Here is a 21579-nt window from a genome sequence, read left to right as displayed (position 1 = left end):
CAGGGGGGCTGGGGCGATGAAAGAAATGAAAGCGTCGTCATCTGTGGAGGAGCAAGACTTCTTACCGATTCTTGATGTGGATTATCTGGAATTTTACACAGGAAACGCCAAACAGGCGGCGCACTATTTCTGCAAAACCTTCGGATTCCACCTGATGGCTTACAAAGGGCTGGAAACGGGTAGCCGCGACAGGGTGTCCTATGTCCTGGAACAAGGGGACATTCGGTTGGTGGTAAGCGGATGTTTGGCTCCCGACCACCCGATCACTCGCTTCGTCAATCGTCACGGAGATGGAGTGAAGGATATCGCTCTACAGGTGAAGGACGTGGAGTCCGCTTATCAGGAAGCGGTTTCCAGGGGCGGCATCTCGATCCGTGAACCCTGGACGGAGGAAGATGAACACGGAACGATTAAAAAAGCGGTAATCGGTACTTATGGGGATACCATACACACACTGGTGGAACGGAATCAGTATCGGGGTGTATTCGCACCCGGCTATAAAGTGGCGGATCTGCACATTCCTTTTGAAGATGCAGGTTTGAAGGGTATCGACCATGTGGTGGGAAATGTGGAAAAGATGGAGGAATGGGTTTCCTATTACGAAAAAGTGATGGGGTTCAAGGAATTGCGTCACTTCAGCGATCAGGACATTACCACGGAATATTCCGCCCTGATGTCCAAGGTGATGCAAAACGGAACAGGCCGCATCAAGTTTCCCATCAATGAACCGGCAGAAGGAAAGCGCAAATCGCAAATCGAGGAGTATCTGGAATATTATCAGGGGGCCGGCGTGCAACATGTGGCTATGTACACCAAGGACATCGTGAAAACGGTGCAATCGTTAAAATCCAAGGGTGTTGAATTTCTGAACACACCGGATACCTATTATGATGAACTGTCCGACCGGGTGGGGGAAATCGACGAGGCCCTGGAGGACCTGCGCAAGCATAAGATTCTGGTGGACCGGGATGATGAAGGTTACCTCCTGCAAATTTTCACTCGACCGATCGTAGACCGCCCCACCCTGTTTTTCGAGATTATCCAGCGCAAGGGTGCCCGCGGGTTTGGCGAAGGAAACTTCAAAGCCCTTTTTGAAGCGATTGAACGGGAACAGGAGCGCCGCGGAAATTTGTAAGAACGAAAGAGGGTGAGTACAAGACGGGTTACACCGTTGACTTCCACAAGCGGGGTCGACGGTGTTTTTTGTTTTTAACTAGAATCGGTTCATAAAAAGGCGGGATTGGGTAAGGCTAATGGGGCAGGATTTTCCAATGAACGGAGGAGCGAACATGAGAATACGCGGGTATCGCGGTTTCATTCTGGCGATCCTGATGGCCGCGATGTTGACGGGAATATGGTCGCCGTCGGCGGAAGCGTTATCCCAGCCGGCAGGAGAACGGCCCCATTATCAATTGGAAGCGACCTATTCGGCCAAGGATCAGACCGTTCGCGGACACATGAAAGTGAGGTTGCCAGACAGGCGGGAAAAGGCTTGGAAAGACGTTTATTTTCATTTATACCCCAATGCGTTTAAGGATTGGAAATGGGGAGCGGAATCCAGGCCGGAAAAGCCGGGTCACCTTAAGGTGAGCCAGGTAAAGGTGGACGGAGAAAAAGCTTCCGCAAAAGAGAAAGGGACCCTTCTTCGCATCCAGTTGGATCGACCATTGGCCGATGGGAAAACCGCCCTGGTGGAAATGGATTACGAACTGAAATTGCCCAAAGGGGGCACCAGGCTCAACGTTTATGGCAATACGGCTTTTTTGGCCCAGTGGTATCCGATGCTGGCGGTCCATGACGACGAAGGGTGGCATACGGACCCCTACACCACGACGGGGGATCCTTTTTTCAGCCAGATTTCCGACTTTGAAGTCACGCTTCAGCTTCCTGAGGGATATCAGGTGATCTCCAGCGCGCGGGATCCCGAACAGACTTCCTCAACGGTGACGCTTCGACAGGAACGCGTTCGTGATTTTGCGGCAGTGATCACCAAGGATTATGAACCGATCTATGGAAAAGTGGATGATATCCGAGTAAATCTCTGGTATTTGAAAGGGATGGAAGATGTCGCCCAACCCTTGCATGATGCTGCCATCAGTAGCCTATCTTTTTTTGGAAAAAAGTTCGGCGCCTATCCTTATGAGGAAGTGGATGTCGTGTTAGGGGAGACCGGATACGGGATTGCCGGCATGGAATATCCTGGTCTGGTGACATCGGTCGCCCGCATTCCCACCCGAAAGGGAGAGCAGCCTGCAATCAATGTTGTGGCGCATGAGTTGGCCCACCAGTGGTGGTATGGGGTGGTAGGAAACAATCAAGTGAAAGAACCCTGGTTGGACGAAGGCTTGACCACTTTTTCCGAGCTGTTGTATATGCACGAAGAGAAGGGCGAAGATGAGCGGGAGTTATTGATGCGCGCTGCACAACGAACCGATGAAATCCACAAGGAAAAAGGGGTCACTTCTGTTGAATCGCTATACAAGTATTCCGATCCCATCTACGGTTTAATGGTGTACACTCGGCCGGCGGCCATGATGTGGGAGCTGGTGGAGAAGCTGGGGAAGGAGAAGGTGTTGGAAATTCTGCACACCTACTATGACCGGTATCAGTTTCAAACAGCCACGACGGAAGATTTTATCCGTGTCGCCAATGAAACAGCAGGACAAGATTTGCGTCCGTTTTTTGACCGGTGGCTTTTCTTTAAAGGGGAACGATAAGATGAATATGTCCCAAAACGGGATGAAGCCCAGCGTATTATTCGCTGGGCTTTCGTCGATTGGTTCCCTGAGATTTCTCAAACTTGGTCGATAATGTCCGGGTCAAACGCAAAGTTGAATCCACCTTGTACATTGGCGGAAAAGTCGCCGACGGGGCCTGATCCCCCAAGACTCTTCGCATTGTAAAAACGACCTACATTTACGGCATTTCCCATATTGACAGCACCTGTGGTGTCCACCACCATAAATTTAGCGTTGAAAATCTGATTGGCTACCGGCATGAAATCCTACTCCCCTCACGCGGTTTAGACGTATGCCCATATCGTACGTGGAAAGATACAAAAGGTACCTGTCTGGTGCAATTTTTTCAGATGATCTGCATACTCCCATTTGAAGGGGGGATTTTTCGTATGAGAGTGATGAGCTACAACATTCGTCATGGGTTGGGATGTGACGGCCGTCTGGATTTGGAGCGGATTGCCAACGTCATCCAAGCACAACAACCGGATGCCGTTGGGCTGAACGAAGTGGACGTCCGTTTCCATCGCCGCAGCAGCTTTGAAGACCAAGTGGATTTCCTCGCTGTCCGGTTGGATATGGATGCGGCTTTCGCACCGGCGATCCGTATTGGAGGGGAAGGGTGCAACCATGGATACGGGAACGCACTGCTTGTCCGCAAAGGAGGACTGGTCGATCACATTGCCACCGTGTTTACGAGAGAAGGGCTGGAGCCGCGGAGTGTGCTCCTTGCCCATATTCAATTGGAAGGTTCGGTTTGGCGGCTGGCGGTGACTCATGTGGGATTTAGTCCATGGATGCGGCGAAGTCAGATCCGCTTCCTGGAACAACGGGCGATGGAGCCTGGACCTCCCCTGGTGGTGATGGGGGATTTTAATATGGGGCCGGGCCACGTGGCATTGGCTCCTCTGGAGTGTCGTCTCACCGATGTTCTCTCCGGGGTGGAAGACGGCACCTATCCTTGCCGTCGTCCCCGTCGCCGAATCGATGGAATCTACTGCTCACGTGAAGTAAAAGTAGTACGGGGTTGGGTGGTGGAAACCCCGGGTTGCCCGTCGGATCACCTCCCGGTGATGGGGGAGATGCAACTTCAACCAAGCCGACAGGATCCGGTATAATGGAAAAGGAGAAATGGAGGGGAATATGAGTACACAGAGGGAAGTGGGTTCCGGTGCCTTGTCGCTCCGTTTATCCGCGGTAGCGGAATGGATTCCGCCAGGGCGTGTAGTGGCGGATATCGGATCGGATCACGCTCAATTGTTGATCGCCCTGTCCCGCAGCGGTTTACTGAACCGGGGGATCGCCGGGGAAGTGAACCAAGGTCCCTGGGAAAATGCTCGACACCGTGTAAAAGAAGCAAAGTTGGAGCATCAGATTCAAGTCCGCAAAGGGGACGGGCTGGAAGTGTTGGATACAGGAGAGGCTCAGGTCATTGTGATCGCCGGGATGGGTGGACCCTTGATCGCGTCCATCCTGGATCGGGGGCTTCAAAAATTGGAGCGGGTGGAACGGCTGGTGTTACAACCAAACAGTGGTGTCGTTCACGTGCGTCGTTGGCTTCATCGTCACGGATGGAAGCTGGATGGAGAAAACCTGGTACGTGAAGCCGGTATCCTGTATGAAGTGGTAACTGCAGTCCCGGGAGATCCCCATGAACCCTATCGAAAAACGCCGCTGCCGTTGGATGCGGCTTTTGAAGTGGGGCCGCTTTTGTGGATGGAACGGCATCCTCTGTTGCTGGACAAGCTGGAAGCGGAGCTGGAGGGATTGAACCGGATTTTGTCGCAACTGGAATCAGCCCGTGCGCCGGAAGCGCGTAGTCGGCTGGAGTCGATGAAACAAAAGCGGGAAGAATGGAGGCGATGGCGTCAATGGCTGCAACAGGACGGGAATTGATGGCGCGGATGGAGCAGTTGTCTCCTTCCGCCTTGGCAGTGGAGAAGGATCGGATCGGACTGCAAGTGGGAAATCCGGACGCGGAAGTAAAAGGGATATTGTTGGCACTGGACGTGACCGAAGCTGTCGTTGACGAAGCCATCCGGCTGGGAACCAATTGGATCATCGCCCACCATGCGGTCCTGTTTCGTCCATTGAGCGATTTGCGGCAGGACCGGCCGGCGGGCCGTCTGTTCGCCAAATTGTTAAAGCATGATATTCAGGTATACGTGGCTCACACTAATCTGGATTCCGCTCCGGGCGGAGTGAATGACGTGCTGGCTGACAAACTCGGTTTAACAAACCTTCGCGTCATGATCCCGACCCATCGGGAAACCTACAAAAAAGTGGTGGTAACCATCCCAAAAGACCACCATGAGGCGGTTTTGCAAGCGATGTGTGAAGCGGGTGCGGGCTGGATCGGAAATTATAGTCATTGCACGTTTAACCTGCTGGGGACGGGGACGTTCCGCCCGGAAGAAGGAACCAATCCTTTTATCGGGACACAAGGAGCCTTGGAACGGGTGGAGGAGGTTCGACTGGAGACCATCGTACCCTCCCGAATCCAATCCCGGGTGGTGCAAGCGTTGATCGACGCACATCCATATGAAGAACCGGCCTATGATCTCTATCCGTTAGATCTGGAAGGACCGAAGCAGGGACTGGGACGCATCGGTCGACTGGAACATCCCCTTTCTCTGGGCGATTTCGCCGGTCGCGTCAAGGAAGCATACGGTCTTTCCCATCTGCGGTCGGTAGGGAACCCGGACATTGCCGTAACAACCGTTGCCGTCCTGGGAGGTTCCGGCGGCCGTTACTGGCAGGAAGCCAAAAGACAGGGAGCCGATGTATACATTACCGGCGATTTGGATCATCATACGGCGCTGGATGCCCGGGAAGCGGGATTATGCCTTCTGGACCCGGGTCACCATGTGGAGCATTGGGTGTTAGAGCCATTGAAGCAGTTGCTGGTGAATTCCGGAGAATGGGAAGAAAAACAGATTTATGTTACCTCCGTCAATACGAATCCCTTCCAATTCGTGTGAAAAATCCTTTATGCTGCAGCTAAAAACGTTTGCTCGTGTTACTCTTGGGTTATACCAATTAAACCCATTAAATCCAACTAATGATTATTGCTTCTGCTTCCTATTTTTGATAAACTAAACATTGTCGTTTTGACTTTGGGAAAGTAAACCGGGCAATCGCCGGTGGAGCACCGAAAGGTCCCACGGGAGGAAAGTCCGAGCTCCAAAGGGCAGGGTGCCGGCTAACGGCCGGTGGGGGCAACCCTAAGGCTAGTGCCACAGAAATGAAGACCGCCGATGGAAGCGAAAAGCGTTTCGTTTCACAGGCAAGGATGCAACGGTGCGGTAAGAGCGCACCAGCAGCATGGAGACATGCTGGCTAGGTAAACCCCACCCGGAGCAAGACCTGAAAGGGGATCCGCGCATGCAGATGCGCAGCTGTTGCCCGCAGTGATCCCGGGTTGGTCGCTTGAGCGTCGCAGCAATGCGCCGCCTAGACAGATGATTGCCACTCCAAGACGTGGGAGGCGACGGAGCGGTCGCTGTTGATACCACCAGGAGTACAGAACTCGGCTTATGGTTTGCTTTCCTGATTCCAAAACACTGAGCAAAAACGGTACCTGATTGGGTGCCGTTTTTTGTGTTTCATGGATGTAATACAAGGGTTAAAAGACTGTCATTGCAGTGAGAATCGACTGTAATGAAGGCTTGTTAATATTGGAATTAATAGAAGGGACACTCCATGCAAATCCATAAAGGAGGGGCTTTATCATGAAAAAATGGATTTGGATCATCGGAGTCAGCCTCTCCTTGGTCGCGATTGCTTTTACTTCCATTTATTTATACCCGGTGGCTCAACTGCTGTTGGCAGAAGATGAGCAAGAACCCCTCGTGGTTTCCAATGTCAACATCCTGTCCAAGCTACGGGAAGTGGCCGGGGAAAAAGAATCGCTTCAATATCTCGTATTGGGTGATTCTGTTGCTCGGGGATTGGGTTCCGGAAAGGCAGTTCCCCATGGATACAGCAGTTTGGTCGTAAAAGGGCTGGGTGAAGAGGAGCGCATCCCGCTGGAATTGAGCAACCAAGGAGTATCCGGGCAGACATCCGAGCGTTTGCTTCAATCTCTGGAGCAAACCGAAATACGCGAGCAGGTAGCCGATGCCGACTTGATTTCGCTGACGATCGGTGGAAATGATTTGTTAAAAGAAGCATTGCGGCAAAACAATCCGGTTCGTGTATTATCCAATTTTGAGCACATTCAACAGACGTACAACTCCAATTTGGATCAGATTTTAAAGGAGATCCGGACACTCAACCCGGATGCACCGATTTTGCTCACCTCTCTTTATAATCCCATCTCACCCAGCGAGCCGTATTACGGGATGTCCAATAAGTTGCTGCGACAATGGAATTTGGGTATGAAAAAAACTGCTTATCACTATCCCCTTACCCATGTGGTGGATGTGTATGATCGGTTGCGCACCGCACAGGGGGAATGGCTACATGATGAAATTCATCCCAATGAACAGGGATATCGTCTGATTGCTGACGGGATCCTGGAGGAAATCCGCAACCAAGCCCATTCTTCCGCCAGCAATCGTTGAAAATCGTTTCCATCTGTATTGCGAGACCTGGGAACGAGCGAGACCGAGGCGAGACGGTTGCTTGTAAAGTGCATATCCCCGTTCCTTCCATGGAATCTTAGGGAGAAGACGGACGTTTGGGAGGGAACAGGGTTGTATGAATTTCATACCTATGAAGCATACCTGGACCGATATCGAACATTTTGGTCGGAAGAGGGAGACGGTCGCCCCTCTTTAATGGAGGAAAGTGAATTTAACCGTTGTATGAAATTGTTGCAGGAGAGTTACGACAATTATCGGGGACTGTTGATGAGTGGTCAGGAAGAAGAGGCGGCTGGATTTTACGGTCGTGTGATCCACGCCCTGGAAAACCAATTGGCCATCGCCGACGGAACCGACAATTTTCTTCCACCCGGATCGATGATCGAATCGTAATCCTTCCTGCGGATCACCCGACAACAGGGTTAAAGATAGGAGTGAACCGAACGTGTGGTGGATATGGGGATACATCGCTGGAGCCGTGCTGGGTGCTTTGACGATGGTCATTTCGTAACGGACAGGGAAGCCCCTGTCCGCTTTTCTTATGCAGTTATAAGGAAAAAAGCGTCTGCTGTCCGTCATTGAGCGATGGACAGCAGACGTTTTAACATTTCTCCTTCTTGCAACAAGCGGTGTTGGGATTCGAGGGAGCTTTGTCTGAATGGCTTCAACAGGGAGTCTAACGAGGAGAGTGCTTGTGTCGGGCGTCCTTGAAGCAGGTGATTGCGAAAGTCTTCCCGTTGTTTTTGAAATTCTTCCGGCAAGGCGGAGGCGATTTCCTCCTGCCAGCGGTACGCCCGAAACAAGGTCATAGTTTGGAGATAGACCCGCATGCGGCGACGGGGATCGTACACAAGGGTCTCCCCGATGATCGCGGGATGATCGGCATATGCTGTCCACCCGATCGCTGTTTCAAACTCCGGATTCTCCATCTTAAATCCGGTGGCTTCCAGATGATCAAAGGCTGCAAACAGCCAAGAGCGGGAACCGGTCTGCTTTCTTGCCAGGCGCAATTGCAGGACGGCTTCTCGTTTTCCTTTTAACCAAGGAGTAAGATCCAACTTTTTTTGCTGCCAATTTTTGCGAGAGGCGATGGCGGCGTCCTGAGACCAGACTCGATTTCCATTTACTAGGATTTCCTGAATATATTGCCCCGCTGGGAGCCTGGCAGGTGCGATCACCCGATGGTAGAAGGTGAGCCGATAAGGAGGGGGTCCTTCCGGAAACACCACCTGCTTCAGTTCTCCCGATCTTCCGGCAGGGGGATGGGAACCGGGAGGGACGAAGAGGCAACCGTAACCGTGTCCCACTTTTGCCAGACGATCACGGGTTTCCGGAAACCAATCTTTTTGTAGAACATAGGTGATCAATCCTTGTAATTCCCCCTGAGTCAATCGGCTTAACCCGGCACGTAGCGTTTCATTAACGTAGCGGGCGGAAGGATTGGCGGGGGTAGCCGACAATTTGCTTGCATGTACCATCAGCACAAAAGGGAGCCCCTCGCGATGCAGCAGGCGGGAGATCTGTGTCACCTGGTGTTCCAATTGTTGTGTTCGCTGCGTGTTTCGGTAAATGCCGTCACGATAGGTCATGACGATCCCGTCAAACAACCCGCGGTATCGGCTCAACAGCTCTTTACGGATGGCGGGCTGGTAAATCTGCGGGTAAAAGCGGAGGTGGGGATTGGCTTCATGTCCCGCAGCACGCATCCGCCTGAGGTAATCGGGAGTGAATACAGATAAGTTGTGATTAAAATCGTCCATCACCACCCCCTTCAGATTGGAAAAGGAGCGGGATAAGTGGCCGACCGCCCGCATCCACGCCACATAATCCGTCCCATAGGGTTCTGAGCGTCGTTCTCTCGCTTCGCTTGGCGGGACGAGATAAACCCATACATCGATTCCGGCTTCTTTTGCCGCAGGAAGGAATTCCAGACGCAGGTCATCCCAATCGGAAGCGGAGTGCCAAATGAGATAAAAATACGTATTGACGCCCATTTCCTGTAACCGACGTACAAGCCGGGGGGTATCCACATGGGTGAAACCGTCTTTGCGCGGCTGTTTTTCCCGCAGTTCCCCGGCGTAATCCCCGATCATGGGGACATTCGGCTGCGTCACGGAATCCCGGGCCAAGGCGGACCCATGGGGAAATAGGAAAATCAAGATTGCCACGCACATCAAACAGGCTACTGCGGATGGCCGGCGGTTAAGCATGATTGCGTACATATACACCCTTTTCCTCCCTCTACATCCAATACCCGTAGTGTGAGATGGGAAAGGAAAGAATATGCCGCTTGGGATAGAAACCTTTTTCTCACGCTCATAATAGAGAAAACCGTATCGGAATCGGATGGAAAAAGGGGATGGTTGTTGTGAAGGACCTCTTGAAGGAATTGACTCTGGCCCGGGGTGTTCCGGGATATGAAGAAGAAGTACGGCGGATTATGGATCGGGAAATCAAAAAGAACGGGGCCCGGGTGGTTGTCGATGGAACAGGCAGCATATTCGGTGAAAGAGAAGGATCCAGCCCGTCTCCACGCATTCTCCTGGCGGGACACTTGGACGAAGTGGGCTTTATGGTAACAGAAATCGACAAGAGCGGTATGCTGTACTTTACCCCTCTGGGCGGTTGGTGGAGTCAAGTGCTTCTGTCTCAGCGGGTGACCGTGTTGACGGAAAAGAAGGCATTTACAGGAGTGATCGGCTCTAAACCGCCGCATCTGCTAACTACGGAAGAGCGAAACAAAGTTTATCCGATGCGGGAAATGTACATCGACGTGGGGGCCAAGGATGAGGATCAGGTGAAAAAATGGGGGATCCGGGTGGGGGATCCGGTGATCCCCATCTGTCCTTTTGAAATCTTGCCGGATCACGACACCATCCTGGCCAAGGCTTTGGATAATCGTCTGGGATGCTACCTGGCGCTGGAAGTGTTGCGGCGGCTGAAAGAAGAAGACCATCCCAACACCGTGATCGCAGGGGCCACTGTGCAGGAGGAAGTGGGTCTGCGCGGAGCGGCGACTGCTCCTCATGTCGTTGAACCCGATGTTGCTTTTGCCCTGGACGTAGGGATCGCACAGGACGGACCCGGTGCCAAAAGAAACAAGCCGCACCTGGGCGGCGGACCGCTCATCACCTTCTTGGACGCAACCATGATCCCGAATACCGGGCTGCGCAATTTGGTACTGGAAACGGCGGAGGAGTTCCAGATTCCTTTCCAGGTGGATACCATGATGGGCGGAGGGACGGATGCGGGCCGATTCCACTTGTTCGACAAAGGGGTACCCTCCCTTGTGGTGGGTACAGCGGCTCGGTATATCCACAGCCATATTTCCATGATCAGTAAAAAAGATGTGGAACTGACGGTGAAGTTGTTGGTGGAAGTGATCAAAAAACTGGACCGTCCAACTACGCAGTCGTTTACCCGCTTCACTGAAAATGCCTGAGGAACATTCCTCCCCGCTTCTGGGCAAAAGGGGATGGTTGTCCGCGCAAAGACTCTCCTTTCAGGGAATCCGATTGATGACAAAGGGACCATCATGGTGAGACTTGAGCGATTTCGTGTAAAGTGGGCCCGGGGTCCGATTTCCGCCTTTCACGCCCCTTTCCCTGTCATCGATGCAGGGTGGTTCGCTCCGTCTCCTCGGGAACCAACCAGCGTTCCCTCTTCCTTTCATCAAGTCAGCAGCCTCACTCCCCTAGTCGGGAGTCTTTTTTACGTGATCGTCTCTCTCGCCAGCCTGCTGAGTTTCTGGTACAGTAAGATTGGAATCCAATTACATAGCGAGACCAGGGAACGAAAGTGACCGAGGCGAGACTTGTGCTCTATGAGTGCATAGCCGAGACCAGGGAACGAAAGTGACCGAGGCGAGACTTGTGCTTTATGAGTACACAACAGAGGGGGATGCGAACAGATGGGAGGAGAGGAAATGGACAACCGACGAAGCGGTGCTTTTCTGAATTATGCAGAAGAGACACTATCCAATCAGCCTGTTGAAACCGTTTCCGCGATCATCGAGAAGGCCGGTGGGCCGGAATCGGTTCACTTGGTGTTCGTGGATATCATTCGCGGCTTTTGCGATGAGGGAGCCTTAGCGTCGGAGCGGGTCCGGAAAATGGTAAATCCGGTTCGGAGTTTGGCGGATTCCTTTTTGCAGCATGGACTCCCCTCCTCTAATCTCCTCTTTTTACAGGATGACCATCCTGTGGATGCGGTGGAGTTTGCTGCGTTTCCTCCTCATTGTGTACGGGGCAGCGGGGAGGAGGAGACGGTGGCGGAACTGCGTCCGCTCGTGTCGCTGCCAGGGGCACAGGTATTCCATAAAAACGCCACGAACGGGCTGTTTGGAACCAACCGGGACGGAGAACCCTTTCATACCCATCTCCGGAGGTTGTTTGCCGAACCGGTCACTTTTTTGGTGCTGGGAGACTGCACAGACCTCTGTATCTATCAAAATGCGATGGGAATCCGCTTGTTGGCCAATGAAGATAATGCACAAGTGCGGGTGATCGTCTCCCGCTCTCATGTGCAGACATATGATCTTCCAGTGGAGACCGCTCGCGAAAATGGAGTGTTGGCCCACGACGGGGATCTGATGGATCAAGTATTTTTGTACCACATGCTGCTGAACGGCATTGAAGTGTTGGGCGGCATTCGTGAGGATTGATCGATCGGGTGGTTAAAGGGAGGGAATGAATCGGTGAGAACAGAAGAGATGCTGCTTAATGTGGGCCCGCAGCATCCGAGCACTCATGGCGTATTCCGGCTCGTACTGAAGATCGACGGGGAAATCATCCGGGAAGCCACACCGGTGATCGGATACTTGCATCGGGGAACGGAAAAGCTGGCTGAAGACCTAACCTATACCCAGATTATTCCCTATACGGACCGGATGGATTATCTGAACGCGATGAATAACAACCACGCCATGGTTTTGGCGGTGGAAACGTTGATGGAAGTGGACGTGCCGGAACGGGCAGAATACCTGCGGGTGATTGTGACGGAACTGAACCGGGTGGCCAGTCATTTGGTCTGGTTTGGTACGTACCTGTTGGATATCGGGGCGATGAGTCCTTTTTTGTTCGCGTTTCGCGACCGGGAAAAAATTGTGGAATTGTTTAATGAACTGTGCGGTGCCCGGCTTACCTACAACTATATGCGTGTGGGCGGGGTGAAGTGGGATGCTCCGGAAGGTTGGTTGGAGCAAGTGCGGGAGTTGGTTCCGTATCTGCGGGAAAAGCTGGAGGAATACCAAAATCTCGTGACCGGAAATGAAATTTTCCTGTCACGGGTAAAAGGGGTGGGCCGGTATGAAGCCGAAACAGCCATTCATTACGGGCTTTCCGGTCCGAGCCTTCGTTGTACCGGGGTGAAGCGGGATTTGCGCAAAGATCAACCCTACTCGATCTACGACCGGTTTGAATTTGATGTTCCCGTCGGCAGGGATGGCGACTGTCTTACCCGATACCAACTGCGGATGGAGGAAGTGTCCCATTCCCTGTCCATTGTGGAACAAGCCTTGGAGCAGATTCCGGATGGTGGGCCCGTGATGGCCAAAGTGCCCCGTGTCTTGCGTCCTCCGGAGGGAGAGGTGTACACGGCAGTTGAAAATCCGCGGGGAGAACTGGGTGTCCATCTGGTTAGCAAAGGGAAGGACAAACCGTGGCGAATCCATTGGAAACGCCCCTCTTTCAGCAACCTGCAAATTCTACCCCGCTTGTTGGAAGGAGAGAATGTGGCCAACCTGATCGCTATACTAGGTGCCGTAGATATCGTGCTAGGGGACGTGGATGCATAACCTTCAGGTTTTATCAGCTGCCCTTTTAAATGGTCGTTTTTGGGGGCAGCTTTTTGTATGATGGGACATATACTTTTACAAAGTGGCCCTTCTTCCGGGTAGCCCCTTTGCACTAGGGCCTGTCTGGTAATTCAATTTTTCGCAAGAACAAGAGAGGGTCGGTGTGGCTGGCGGAGAGCCTTTGCACTCATAGAGCACAAGTCTCGCCTAGGTCGCTTCGCTCCCGGTCTCACTATGCGCTTTTTGCAACGAAACGAAGACAGCCATACCGGCCCGGGATCCCGCTACGGGTTTATCAGACACTCCCTAATCCGTACAGTTGCACCTGGTTCACTTTTGTTCCGGGGGCTTCCTTTACCCCTTTTTACAATGAAACGAAAACACATACCGACTCGGGGCCTCCCCCAATGGAGTGATCAGAACACCCTAGCGGCTTCCTCCAAAAAGTGGGGATCCGCCGCTCGGTCTCTTTTGACGGAATGGTAATTGTGATATTCTAATCATGTTGGGCATGAACGGATGAAGCGGGGTTGGACGATGGAACAGACCATGTTGGATCTTCTCTGGCAATATGGATATCTCGGCATCTTTTTCTTTTTGATGCTAGGGATTGTGGGTTTACCGCTGCCAGATGAGATTATGATGACCTTCATCGGTTATCTGGCTTCCGTGGGTCAGCTGAACTTGGCCTTAACTTTTGTCAGCGCGTTAAGTGGCTCCATGTGCGGGATTACAATCAGCTATTGGCTGGGGAAACGATTGGGTTACCCCTTTTTGGAGCGCTATGGCAGCAGGATATTCATCACACGGAGGCGGTTGAAACGATCCCGGCTTCTTTTTCGCAAATATGGAAACTGGGTTCTGTTTTTCGGTTATTTCATCCCCGGAATTCGTCACGTGACTGCTTATATGGCCGGTATTTCTCGACTCTCGGTGAGGCGTTTCGCCGCATATGCGTACGGCGGGGCCTTAACCTGGTGTACCACCTTTATCGGATTGGGCTTTCTCGTGGGCGCACATTGGAAAAAAGCGGTTGTGTTGATCCATCATTACGGACTGATCTTGCTGTGGGTGGTTCTGGCAGCGTCTGTGATCCTGTTCGTCCGCCACTGGATCCTGCAATACTCCCACGATTCCGTGCGAAAATAGTCTAAATCCGCAGGGGTTCATCCAAACCGGACCGCTTTGTTTGGTCGTATCGATAAGAGCAACCATTACTCACTGTTTTGTTCTGGAGAGGAGAAATCAGCGAAGATGACCGAATGGTTGGCCTGGTTCCCCAAGGAATTGCAAGTGTTGATATTGGCAGGCATGCCTTTTGTCGAGCTCAGGGGGGCAATTCCTTTCGCAACGGTGATTGGCCTGCCATACCACCAAGCTCTCTTGTTTGGCATTATCGGCAACCTTATCCCGATCGTGCCGCTGCTCTATTTTTTTGAACCGCTGATGAAATGGCTGTATAAACAATCCCCCCGCTACCGCCGTTTCTTCGATCGTATACAGAAAAACGCGGTTGAAAAAGGAGGGTCTATCCGGAAATTCGGGGCTCCATTGGGATTGTTTCTGTTTGTCGCGGTCCCCATGCCCGGTACGGGTGCCTACACCGCTTGTTTTGCGGCGGCTTTTTTCCGTGTCCCCTTTTGGGTATCCGTTGCTTCCATCGCTGCCGGCACGGTGTTTTCGGGTCTGTTGTTCGCCACATTGAGCCATTATCTCGCTTCCTGGATCGGCTGGTTGTAAAGCGCAATCAGTTAGAGCGTTACTGCTGCCGGGGATGGACAAGCAATCGCTTAGGCGGGGGACCGTGAGCCCTCTCGTGATATGAAAATAGGGCTCGCAATTTACTGTGTAAATGGATGCGGAGGGAACACCATGCCAAAGGTAGAGATTATTATCGGAAAACAGGAACATCAATTGGAGGTGGGGGAAGGGGACAACCTGCTCTTTGAAGCGGTCTCCCGTTCCATTATGATTCCCTTCAACTGCACCTCGGGCCGGTGTGGAACCTGCCGGGTTCGTGTGTTGGAAGGCAGGGAACACTTGAGCGAGATGGGAGATCGGGAAGAACTGCGTTTGGGGGACGAGCAAGTGGAAAAGGGGTACCGGTTGGCCTGCCAAGCGTTTGTGTTTGGGGATGTGAAAGTGGAAGTTCCCCAACCCCGCCTCTACTGAACACCCATTGACGTTCTCTTCCACCGATTGCTACAATGAAACAAACCGCATATCGTTTTGACTCCACTAGGGGTGCACCTTGTGCTGAGAGGGAGCGTCCGTTCCCAACCCTTTGAACTTGACCTGGTTTATACCAGCGTAAGAAAGTGGGGAAACCGAATGATGATGGACAAACACGACCGGTATCCCCATGGATACCGGTTTTCTCGTGTGGAGCAACGTTCCTGGCCTCAACTGCACCTGGTGGCAGGACCGCCATATTCGTTAACACATGTAAGGAATGTGTGTCGGCAGGTCTATCCTTTTGTGGATCGTATCCATTTGCGATTGAAGGCAGGCACGTCTGAACAAGGGATGGAGTGGGCGTGTCGATTGTTGGAAACAGGAGCCGCTCGTCCCGAACAACTGGTGATCAACGGCATGCCTGAAGTGGCCCGCTATTTTGGAGCGGGGTTGCATCTGCCGGAAGCGGCGCCCTTACCCGCCGGCCGGCTCCGGGTGACAGAAGGGAGAGACCGTGTTGCAGTGGGAGTCTCCGTTCACTCCCCGGACACCGCGGAAGCAAAGGAGGTGCTTGGGGCGGACTATCTTTATTTTGGTCATGTGTACCCTTCCCCGTCCAAGCCCGGTTTACCGCCGCGGGGTATCGAAATGTTGAAGGAGACGGTTGCCCGGGTGTCCATTCCCGTGATCGCGATCGGAGGAATCGATGATTCCCGCTTGGAAGAAGTGGCGGAGTCGGGATGTGCGGGAGCAGCAGTCATATCCGCCTTGATGGAGGCTGCGGATCCGGGGAAGGCTGCCTGGGCGATGCGGCAGGCGATGGAGCGATATTGGACGTGACAAAGGAGCGAATCGGCGTATGTCACAAACATCAGATGTGGTGATTGTGGGCGGTGGTGTGATCGGATGTGCGATCGCCTATGCCCTGGCGGGGAAAGGTGCCCGTGTCACCGTGCTGGAACGGGATCGGATCGGGGCGCATGCATCATCGGCAGCCGCCGGTATGCTGGGGGCGCAGGTGGAAATGGCCTTTCCCGGACCCATGGTGGATCTTTGTCTGGAAAGCCGGGCCTTGTATCCAATCTGGCAACGGCAATTGAAACAGGAAACCGGACTGGATATCGAACTTCAGAATGAAGGAATGCTTCGGATCGCGGATACACCGGCGGAAGCGGAAGCGCTCCGGGAACGGGAGGGTTGGCAGCGCCGCTACGGGTTGGAGGCGGTCTGGCTTGAAAAAGAATCCTTACTCCAGTCGGAACCGTGTCTCTCTTCGGAATGGTCGGGTGCGCTACGAATTCCCGGCGATGGTCAGGTGTCCGCTCCCCGTCTCGTACAGGCACTGGCTCAGGGTGTCCGTTTTCGCGGCGGGACTGTAGTGGAAGGGGTGGAGGTGCGTCATGTCCGGACGACAGGGGGGCGGGTGACGGAAGTAGAAACCACCGGCGGCACGTTCTCCTTTGATACGGTGGTCTTAAGTGCGGGGGCCTGGCTTTCGCATCTCGCATCCCGTTTGGAGGCGTCTATTCCTGTTTCGCCCGTCAAAGGGGAATCTCTCGCCCTTCGTCCTGCCCGTCCCCTGTTTCGGCAAACGCTGTTCGGTCCCCAGGGGTTGTATCTAGTCCCTAAATCAGATGGGCGAGTGATTGTGGGGGCGACAGAGAAAGCCGGTGACGTCAGTCCCGGTGTGACAGCCGAGGGAGCGGCGTGGCTTTTGCAGGAATCCATCCGGATGGTTCCGGAGTTAAAAGAGGCAGAATGGACCGCCGCCTGGTCCAGCTATCGGCCCCGGACTCCCGATGGATTGCCAGTGCTGGGGCCGCTATCCCCTTGGGAAAATGCGTTTGTAGCCGGAGGTCACTTTCGCAACGGCATTTTGCTCGCCCCGATCACAGGCGTGGGCATGGCAGAATGGATCGCTGGAGAGAAAGTGCCGAATTGGGGAGCGTTTGCCCCCGACCGCTTTCAAAAGATGGCGATTTCTCAAGGAGAAGGGGTTGAAGGGAATGACCATTGAAGTGAATGGTCAAGAAATGACCGTGCCCGATCAAATCAAAACGGTCGAAGCGTTACTGGAGCATCTGGAACTGGAGATGCGGATCGTAGTGGTGGAACAGAATCGGCGTGTATTGGAACGGGATGATCACAAACATGCATCCCTGCAAGAGGGAGATCGACTGGAGATTGTGCAATTTGTGGGAGGAGGATGATTGAGGTGCTTCAGATCGGAGAGTATCAATTTGAATCGCGTTTGTTTTTGGGAACAGGCAAGTTCCGGAACTTGGATATACAAGCAGAAGCGGTGGCGGCTTCTGGGACAGAGGTACTCACGTTTGCCCTGCGCCGCGTCAACCTGGAGCAGCCCGACCAGCCAAGCTTTTTGGATCGGCTCGATTTGGACCGTTTTACGTTGTTGCCCAACACGGCGGGAGCAAAGACTGTGGAAGAGGCAGTCCGCCTAGCCCGCTTAGCCCGAGCATCCGGCCTCTGCCACATGGTGAAGGTGGAAGTGATCGGAGACGACCGGACCTTGCTTCCCGATCCCCTGGCAACATTGGAAGCCACCCGTCAACTGGTGGAAGAAGGGTTCACCGTCCTTCCCTATACCAATGACGACCCCATCCTGGCCCGGCAGTTGGAGGAGGCGGGAGCCCATGCGATCATGCCCGGTGCCTCTCCCATCGGATCGGGACAAGGGATTCTCAACCCCTTAAATATTCGGTTGATCATCGAACAGGCAGGGGTTCCCGTGCTGGTGGATGCGGGAATCGGCGCCCCTTCCGACGCGGCTCTGGCGATGGAATTGGGAGCGGATGGTGTCCTGCTTAATACCGCTGTCTCCCAAGCGAAAGACCCGGTCCGGATGGCCCGGGCGATGAAACTGGCAGTGGAGGCGGGACGTCTCTCCCATGCAGCCGGTCGCATCCCGAAAAAAGAAGTGGCTTCACCCAGCAGCCCGGTAGAAGGAATCCCTACTTCCTGAAACCCGAATACAAAGGAAATGGGAAACACCCTCCGAGTATGCAGGTGATCTGGCACAAGCAAGCGAACCCTACGGGTTCGCTTTTTTTAGGCGTGGACAATCGGACTCAAATGTTGTCGGCAATGGGATGCCCCCTCCACTTCGAAAATTTGTTCTCATCCATTGTACTAAAAGTGGTTCGGTGAGTCTTGAACAATCAGAGGGGGGAGGGCTGGGTTTGTCGGTGAAGGGTGCGGTGTGTATCAAAGTGACGGTTGTTTATGCGTGCATTGGCTTCGATGGGGCGAAAGCGGGAGATACTGACTAGGATCCCCGCAGCCAACATGCTGAACATCAACGACGATCCCCCATAGCTGATAAAAGGCAGCGGGACCCCCGTCACCGGCAGAATGGCTGTAACTACTCCCAAATTGAACAGAGTCTGGAGCGCAAACATGCTAACGATTCCCATCCCCAACAGGTTTCCGAACAAATCCGGTGCTTTCAGGGCGATTCGCACCCCACGAATCACAAACGCCACAAATAACAAAATCACGAACGTTCCTCCGAGGAAGCCCAGCTCCTCGGCAATGATGGCGAAGATGAAGTCGGTTTGAGACATGGGAAGATAGGCCAGTTTTTGAATGCTATTGCCCAATCCTTTCCCGGAGAGGCCGCCGGGTCCGATGGCGAATAAGGCCTGGATCGTCTGGAATCCGCCGCCGGTGGGGTCTTTCCAGGGATCAAACAACACCTGCCAACGGCTTAACCGGTAGGGTTCCACAACCATCACCCAAATGATAAAGGGAATTCCCGCGGAAGCCAGCAGCAACAAGTGTTTCAGGCGTGCTCCTGCACAAAAGATGACGATGATACAGGCTCCCAACAATATTACGGTGCTGGAAAAATGGGGTTCGATCACGATAAGAAAACAGAGCAGCCCGATCACGATCAGAGGGGGTAACAATCCCCGTTTGAACTGATGTAGGACATTCTGTTTCTTTACCATGATGGAGGCGGTGTAGATAATGGCTCCCACTTTAGCCAGCTCCGAAGGCTGGAATCCGATGGGCCCCATTTGAATCCATCGTGTGGCTCCGTTTAAGGTTTTACCCACTCCCGGGATAAAAACCAACAACAAAACCAAGAAGCTGGTGAACAGAATCCACCCCACATACCGCTGGTAGAGGGTATAGGGCACATTGGATACGATAAAAAAGAGGACCAGGGCGGCACATGCCCACAACAGCTGCCGCTTAAAAAAGTAATAGCTGTCTCCGTACTTGGTCAGTCCCTCATAATAGCTGGCGCTGAAAATCATCACCAGACCAAATCCCGTCAATATGAAAATGATCAACATCATCCAGAAATCGGGTTTGTTTCTTACCATGGAACCGTCTCCCAACCCTTTTGTAAATAGTGTTTCGCAATCTTTCATTTTACCAGATCGGGTTCTTCTCTTTTTGGTGAAGTCGACATGGGTTATACTGAAAAGTGAATGTCGACAGAAACGGGTGTTATACAAAGAATGAAAATAGGCCGCATGATCCATCGTCTGGACTATCCATTGCTGTTTTTCATTCTGGTGTTGGCGGTCATCAGCATTGTTGCCATTTCAGGGGCCACCTACTCCACCAATCCTTCTTTCGTTCAACAACAGCTGTATTGGTATATTCTAGGTATTCTACTCATGGGAGCGACTCTCCTGTTTGATTATCGGGTTTTGGCCCAGGGGCGTTTTGTCTACCTTCTGTATGGATTGGGCCTTTTGCTTCTCCTGTTGGTGTGGATCCCCGGCGTAGGAGTCAGCGTTAAAGGAGCACAGCGATGGGTTAATTTCTTTGGTTTTCAGTTTTTGCCTTCGGAATTTATGAAACTGTTTCTCATCATCACCCTTGCCAAAGTGGCAAACGAAATTCAACAGGTGCCGATTCGATCGTGGCGGGAATTAGCCAAGTTGACGGCGCTATTCACGGTTCCATTCTTCATCATCCTCAAACAGCCGGATTTGGGCACATCACTGGTGCTGGTGGGGATCCTGGTGAGTATTATGTTGGCAGGCGGGGTCGACTGGCGCATTTTCGCCGTCGGATTGATAGCGGCATTCATCCTGATCGGCGGTGTGTTTATCCTGTTTTTCACAGAGCATCCCCTGTTGCACAGTCTATTGGAGGAACACCAGATCCAGCGGATTGAGACGTTCGTCAATCCGGCTTCGGATCCCACCGGTTCCGGCTATCAACTGACCCAGTCGATGATCGCTGTCGGTTCCGGACAGTTGGATGGAAAAGGATTTCAACAGGGAACACAAGCGCAGGGGCGCTGGTTGCCGGAACCTCACAACGATTTTATCTTTGCGGTGTTCGCAGAGGAGTTCGGTTTTATCGGCGGCAGTATCCTTTTATGTACCTTTTTGTTTTTAACCTACCGAATGATTCAAGTGGGGATACGGTGTGAAGACCGCTTTGGTGCTTGTTTGGTGGCCGGGGTGACAGGGATGATCGTGTTCCAGGTATTTCAAAACATCGGTATGACCGTGGGATTGTTACCCGTTACTGGTTTACCCTTGCCTTTTATCAGTTATGGAGGCAGCGCCCTCATCTCCAATTTGATCGCTGTCGGACTGGTGCTCAATGTGGGCATGAGACAGGGAGGAATCAACCTGTTTGCCGACTAAAAATCCGTCGAACCTGTGATAATACTCAAATTGGAATAGGCTGGAGGGGAAAGGCATGAAAGTGACCAGTGTATTACTGAATATCAAGGAAGAGGATTTTGAACTGTATGAGGAGCGGCTCACCCAGATGGGATGGAATAAAATCGGGGGCCAGCCTGTTTTCCGCAAAATCCATGGTGGAACAGAGGTGGAAGTGAAGGAATACATTCCCGCTTTCAGCGCCGAAGTATACCTGACGGTTTCGGCACGAAACGAGGAGGGAATCACCTTTGAATCGATCCATGCCATTTTAGACGAGCTGAGAGAAGCGGACAAGACACCGGATGAATGATTCCCAGCCATAAAACCCCCCCCTGCCGCTCATACTGAGTGGCAGGGGGTGAAGTGGATGCCTGAAGTGAAATGTAGCGTGGCGAACTGTGTGTTTTGGGGAAGCGGCAATAACTGTACCGCTGATGCAATTATGGTTGACGTGGATGATAACTGGAATAAAAATTACGAAGAGGAGATCGGCGGGGAGTTTGTCGACACGGACCATCAATACTCCGCCCGGATCTCAGCAGACACGTGTTGCCATACGTTTCGCCCCAAACGATCCTGAGTAACCTCTGAAAGCAACAAACACCTGCCAATACGGCAGGTGTTTGTTG

General features: G+C 52.8%; 23 protein-coding genes, 1 other RNA gene and 1 riboswitch. Of the genes, 21 read left to right on the top strand and 3 right to left on the bottom strand.

What is annotated here, in order from left to right; translation table 11 throughout:
* Positions 1-16: 16 nt before the first annotated feature.
* Complete coding sequence (hppD, locus tag JOE21_RS04950; protein WP_309863135.1) at positions 17-1135, top strand: 4-hydroxyphenylpyruvate dioxygenase; 1119 nt, start codon at positions 17-19, stop codon at positions 1133-1135.
* Positions 1136-1289: 154 nt separating this feature from the next.
* Positions 1290-2717 (top strand): M1 family metallopeptidase, encoded by a 1428-nt coding sequence (locus JOE21_RS04945; RefSeq protein ID WP_309863132.1) that lies wholly within the window; start codon positions 1290-1292, stop codon positions 2715-2717.
* Between the two features lie 77 nt (positions 2718-2794).
* On the opposite strand, the gene JOE21_RS04940 is transcribed toward JOE21_RS04945, so the two are convergent.
* On the bottom strand, positions 2795-2998 hold the full coding sequence (locus JOE21_RS04940) for a spore germination protein (RefSeq protein ID WP_309863130.1): 204 nt from the start codon (positions 2996-2998) through the stop codon (positions 2795-2797).
* Positions 2999-3127: 129 nt separating this feature from the next.
* Here JOE21_RS04940 and JOE21_RS04935 point away from each other — a divergent pair, with 129 nt between their 5' ends.
* The 6 genes from JOE21_RS04935 (at position 3128) to JOE21_RS04910 (ending at position 7714) form a co-directional block, all read left to right on the top strand.
* Positions 3128-3853, top strand: a complete 726-nt coding sequence (locus JOE21_RS04935) for an endonuclease/exonuclease/phosphatase family protein (protein WP_309863128.1) — start codon at positions 3128-3130, stop codon at positions 3851-3853.
* Between the two features lie 25 nt (positions 3854-3878).
* Positions 3879-4631: a tRNA (adenine(22)-N(1))-methyltransferase gene (locus JOE21_RS04930; protein WP_309863125.1), complete on the top strand. Its 753-nt coding sequence runs from the start codon at positions 3879-3881 to the stop codon at positions 4629-4631.
* Positions 4607-5716, top strand: coding sequence for a Nif3-like dinuclear metal center hexameric protein (locus JOE21_RS04925; RefSeq protein WP_309863122.1), 1110 nt, complete (start codon positions 4607-4609; stop codon positions 5714-5716). The genes JOE21_RS04930 and JOE21_RS04925 overlap by 25 nt, the downstream gene beginning before the upstream one ends.
* A gap of 140 nt (positions 5717-5856) precedes the next feature.
* An RNA gene (gene rnpB, locus JOE21_RS04920) (RNase P RNA component class A) lies at positions 5857-6287 on the top strand.
* A gap of 179 nt (positions 6288-6466) precedes the next feature.
* Positions 6467-7300, top strand: coding sequence for a GDSL-type esterase/lipase family protein (locus tag JOE21_RS04915; RefSeq protein ID WP_309863119.1), 834 nt, complete (start codon positions 6467-6469; stop codon positions 7298-7300).
* A 132-nt stretch (positions 7301-7432) separates the two neighbouring features.
* Positions 7433-7714, top strand: coding sequence for a hypothetical protein (locus JOE21_RS04910; RefSeq protein WP_309863116.1), 282 nt, complete (start codon positions 7433-7435; stop codon positions 7712-7714).
* Between the two features lie 182 nt (positions 7715-7896).
* Here JOE21_RS04910 and JOE21_RS04905 read toward each other — a convergent pair whose 3' ends face one another.
* Complete coding sequence (locus JOE21_RS04905; protein ID WP_309863113.1) at positions 7897-9549, bottom strand: hypothetical protein; 1653 nt, start codon at positions 9547-9549, stop codon at positions 7897-7899.
* A gap of 140 nt (positions 9550-9689) precedes the next feature.
* Between JOE21_RS04905 and JOE21_RS04900 the strand changes: the two genes are divergently transcribed.
* The 10 genes from JOE21_RS04900 to JOE21_RS04855 all read left to right on the top strand — a co-directional run bounded on the left by JOE21_RS04900 (position 9690) and on the right by JOE21_RS04855 (position 18273).
* Positions 9690-10763 (top strand): M42 family metallopeptidase, encoded by a 1074-nt coding sequence (locus tag JOE21_RS04900; protein ID WP_374709316.1) that lies wholly within the window; start codon positions 9690-9692, stop codon positions 10761-10763.
* A gap of 483 nt (positions 10764-11246) precedes the next feature.
* Positions 11247-11984, top strand: a complete 738-nt coding sequence (locus JOE21_RS04895; RefSeq protein WP_309863107.1) for an isochorismatase family protein — start codon at positions 11247-11249, stop codon at positions 11982-11984.
* 33 nt (positions 11985-12017) lie between these two features.
* The gene (locus JOE21_RS04890) at positions 12018-13115 is read left to right on the top strand and encodes an NADH-quinone oxidoreductase subunit D (RefSeq protein WP_309863104.1); all 1098 of its coding nucleotides are present in this window, start codon (positions 12018-12020) and stop codon (positions 13113-13115) included.
* A gap of 537 nt (positions 13116-13652) precedes the next feature.
* Positions 13653-14264 carry a DedA family protein gene (locus tag JOE21_RS04885; protein WP_309863101.1) on the top strand — a complete coding sequence of 204 codons (612 nt, stop codon included), beginning with the start codon at positions 13653-13655 and terminating at the stop codon, positions 14262-14264.
* 105 nt (positions 14265-14369) lie between these two features.
* The gene (locus JOE21_RS04880) at positions 14370-14855 is read left to right on the top strand and encodes a COG2426 family protein (protein WP_309863099.1); all 486 of its coding nucleotides are present in this window, start codon (positions 14370-14372) and stop codon (positions 14853-14855) included.
* Positions 14856-14987: 132 nt separating this feature from the next.
* Positions 14988-15287: a 2Fe-2S iron-sulfur cluster-binding protein gene (locus JOE21_RS04875; RefSeq protein ID WP_309863096.1), complete on the top strand. Its 300-nt coding sequence runs from the start codon at positions 14988-14990 to the stop codon at positions 15285-15287.
* Positions 15288-15345: 58 nt separating this feature from the next.
* A riboswitch (TPP riboswitch) is annotated at positions 15346-15449 on the top strand.
* Positions 15450-16130 (top strand): thiamine phosphate synthase, encoded by a 681-nt coding sequence (locus JOE21_RS04870; protein ID WP_309863093.1) that lies wholly within the window; start codon positions 15450-15452, stop codon positions 16128-16130.
* 19 nt (positions 16131-16149) lie between these two features.
* The gene (thiO, locus tag JOE21_RS04865) at positions 16150-17307 is read left to right on the top strand and encodes a glycine oxidase ThiO (protein ID WP_309863090.1); all 1158 of its coding nucleotides are present in this window, start codon (positions 16150-16152) and stop codon (positions 17305-17307) included.
* Complete coding sequence (gene thiS / locus JOE21_RS04860) at positions 17297-17500, top strand: sulfur carrier protein ThiS (protein ID WP_309863087.1); 204 nt, start codon at positions 17297-17299, stop codon at positions 17498-17500. The genes thiO and thiS overlap by 11 nt, the downstream gene beginning before the upstream one ends.
* A 5-nt stretch (positions 17501-17505) precedes the next feature.
* Positions 17506-18273 carry a thiazole synthase gene (locus tag JOE21_RS04855; RefSeq protein ID WP_309863085.1) on the top strand — a complete coding sequence of 256 codons (768 nt, stop codon included), beginning with the start codon at positions 17506-17508 and terminating at the stop codon, positions 18271-18273.
* A gap of 196 nt (positions 18274-18469) precedes the next feature.
* On the opposite strand, the gene ftsW is transcribed toward JOE21_RS04855, so the two are convergent.
* Complete coding sequence (ftsW, locus tag JOE21_RS04850; RefSeq protein ID WP_309863083.1) at positions 18470-19642, bottom strand: putative lipid II flippase FtsW; 1173 nt, start codon at positions 19640-19642, stop codon at positions 18470-18472.
* 138 nt (positions 19643-19780) lie between these two features.
* On the opposite strand from ftsW, the gene rodA reads away from it, so the two are divergent.
* The 3 genes from rodA to JOE21_RS04835 are packed head-to-tail and all read left to right on the top strand — an operon-like array spanning position 19781 to position 21530.
* On the top strand, positions 19781-20929 hold the full coding sequence (gene rodA, locus JOE21_RS04845; RefSeq protein WP_309863081.1) for a rod shape-determining protein RodA: 1149 nt from the start codon (positions 19781-19783) through the stop codon (positions 20927-20929).
* Positions 20930-20984: 55 nt separating this feature from the next.
* Positions 20985-21260 (top strand): hypothetical protein, encoded by a 276-nt coding sequence (locus JOE21_RS04840; RefSeq protein WP_309863078.1) that lies wholly within the window; start codon positions 20985-20987, stop codon positions 21258-21260.
* A gap of 57 nt (positions 21261-21317) precedes the next feature.
* The gene (locus JOE21_RS04835) at positions 21318-21530 is read left to right on the top strand and encodes a DUF1540 domain-containing protein (RefSeq protein ID WP_309863076.1); all 213 of its coding nucleotides are present in this window, start codon (positions 21318-21320) and stop codon (positions 21528-21530) included.
* The last annotated feature ends 49 nt before the right edge of the window (positions 21531-21579 follow it).

Source organism: Desmospora profundinema (assembly GCF_031454155.1).
Taxonomy (GTDB): domain Bacteria; phylum Bacillota; class Bacilli; order Thermoactinomycetales; family DSM-45169; genus Desmospora; species Desmospora profundinema.
This window is presented reverse-complemented; position numbering and strand designations above follow the sequence as displayed.

Excerpts from the sequence above, each read along its gene's own strand:
- hppD (WP_309863135.1), top strand. The coding sequence starts at position 17 with ATGAAAGAAATGAAAGCGTCGTCATCTGTGGAGGAGCAAGACTTCTTA.
- JOE21_RS04945 (WP_309863132.1), top strand. The coding sequence starts at position 1,290 with ATGAGAATACGCGGGTATCGCGGTTTCATTCTGGCGATCCTGATGGCC.
- JOE21_RS04940 (WP_309863130.1), bottom strand. The coding sequence starts at position 2,998 with ATGCCGGTAGCCAATCAGATTTTCAACGCTAAATTTATGGTGGTGGAC.
- JOE21_RS04935 (WP_309863128.1), top strand. The coding sequence starts at position 3,128 with ATGAGAGTGATGAGCTACAACATTCGTCATGGGTTGGGATGTGACGGC.
- JOE21_RS04930 (WP_309863125.1), top strand. The coding sequence starts at position 3,879 with ATGAGTACACAGAGGGAAGTGGGTTCCGGTGCCTTGTCGCTCCGTTTA.
- JOE21_RS04925 (WP_309863122.1), top strand. The coding sequence starts at position 4,607 with ATGGCTGCAACAGGACGGGAATTGATGGCGCGGATGGAGCAGTTGTCT.
- JOE21_RS04915 (WP_309863119.1), top strand. The coding sequence starts at position 6,467 with ATGAAAAAATGGATTTGGATCATCGGAGTCAGCCTCTCCTTGGTCGCG.
- JOE21_RS04895 (WP_309863107.1), top strand. The coding sequence starts at position 11,247 with ATGGACAACCGACGAAGCGGTGCTTTTCTGAATTATGCAGAAGAGACA.
- JOE21_RS04885 (WP_309863101.1), top strand. The coding sequence starts at position 13,653 with ATGGAACAGACCATGTTGGATCTTCTCTGGCAATATGGATATCTCGGC.
- JOE21_RS04880 (WP_309863099.1), top strand. The coding sequence starts at position 14,370 with ATGACCGAATGGTTGGCCTGGTTCCCCAAGGAATTGCAAGTGTTGATA.
- JOE21_RS04875 (WP_309863096.1), top strand. The coding sequence starts at position 14,988 with ATGCCAAAGGTAGAGATTATTATCGGAAAACAGGAACATCAATTGGAG.
- JOE21_RS04870 (WP_309863093.1), top strand. The coding sequence starts at position 15,450 with ATGATGGACAAACACGACCGGTATCCCCATGGATACCGGTTTTCTCGT.
- thiO (WP_309863090.1), top strand. The coding sequence starts at position 16,150 with ATGTCACAAACATCAGATGTGGTGATTGTGGGCGGTGGTGTGATCGGA.
- thiS (WP_309863087.1), top strand. The coding sequence starts at position 17,297 with ATGACCATTGAAGTGAATGGTCAAGAAATGACCGTGCCCGATCAAATC.
- ftsW (WP_309863083.1), bottom strand. The coding sequence starts at position 19,642 with ATGGTAAGAAACAAACCCGATTTCTGGATGATGTTGATCATTTTCATA.
- rodA (WP_309863081.1), top strand. The coding sequence starts at position 19,781 with ATGAAAATAGGCCGCATGATCCATCGTCTGGACTATCCATTGCTGTTT.
- JOE21_RS04840 (WP_309863078.1), top strand. The coding sequence starts at position 20,985 with ATGAAAGTGACCAGTGTATTACTGAATATCAAGGAAGAGGATTTTGAA.
- JOE21_RS04835 (WP_309863076.1), top strand. The coding sequence starts at position 21,318 with ATGCCTGAAGTGAAATGTAGCGTGGCGAACTGTGTGTTTTGGGGAAGC.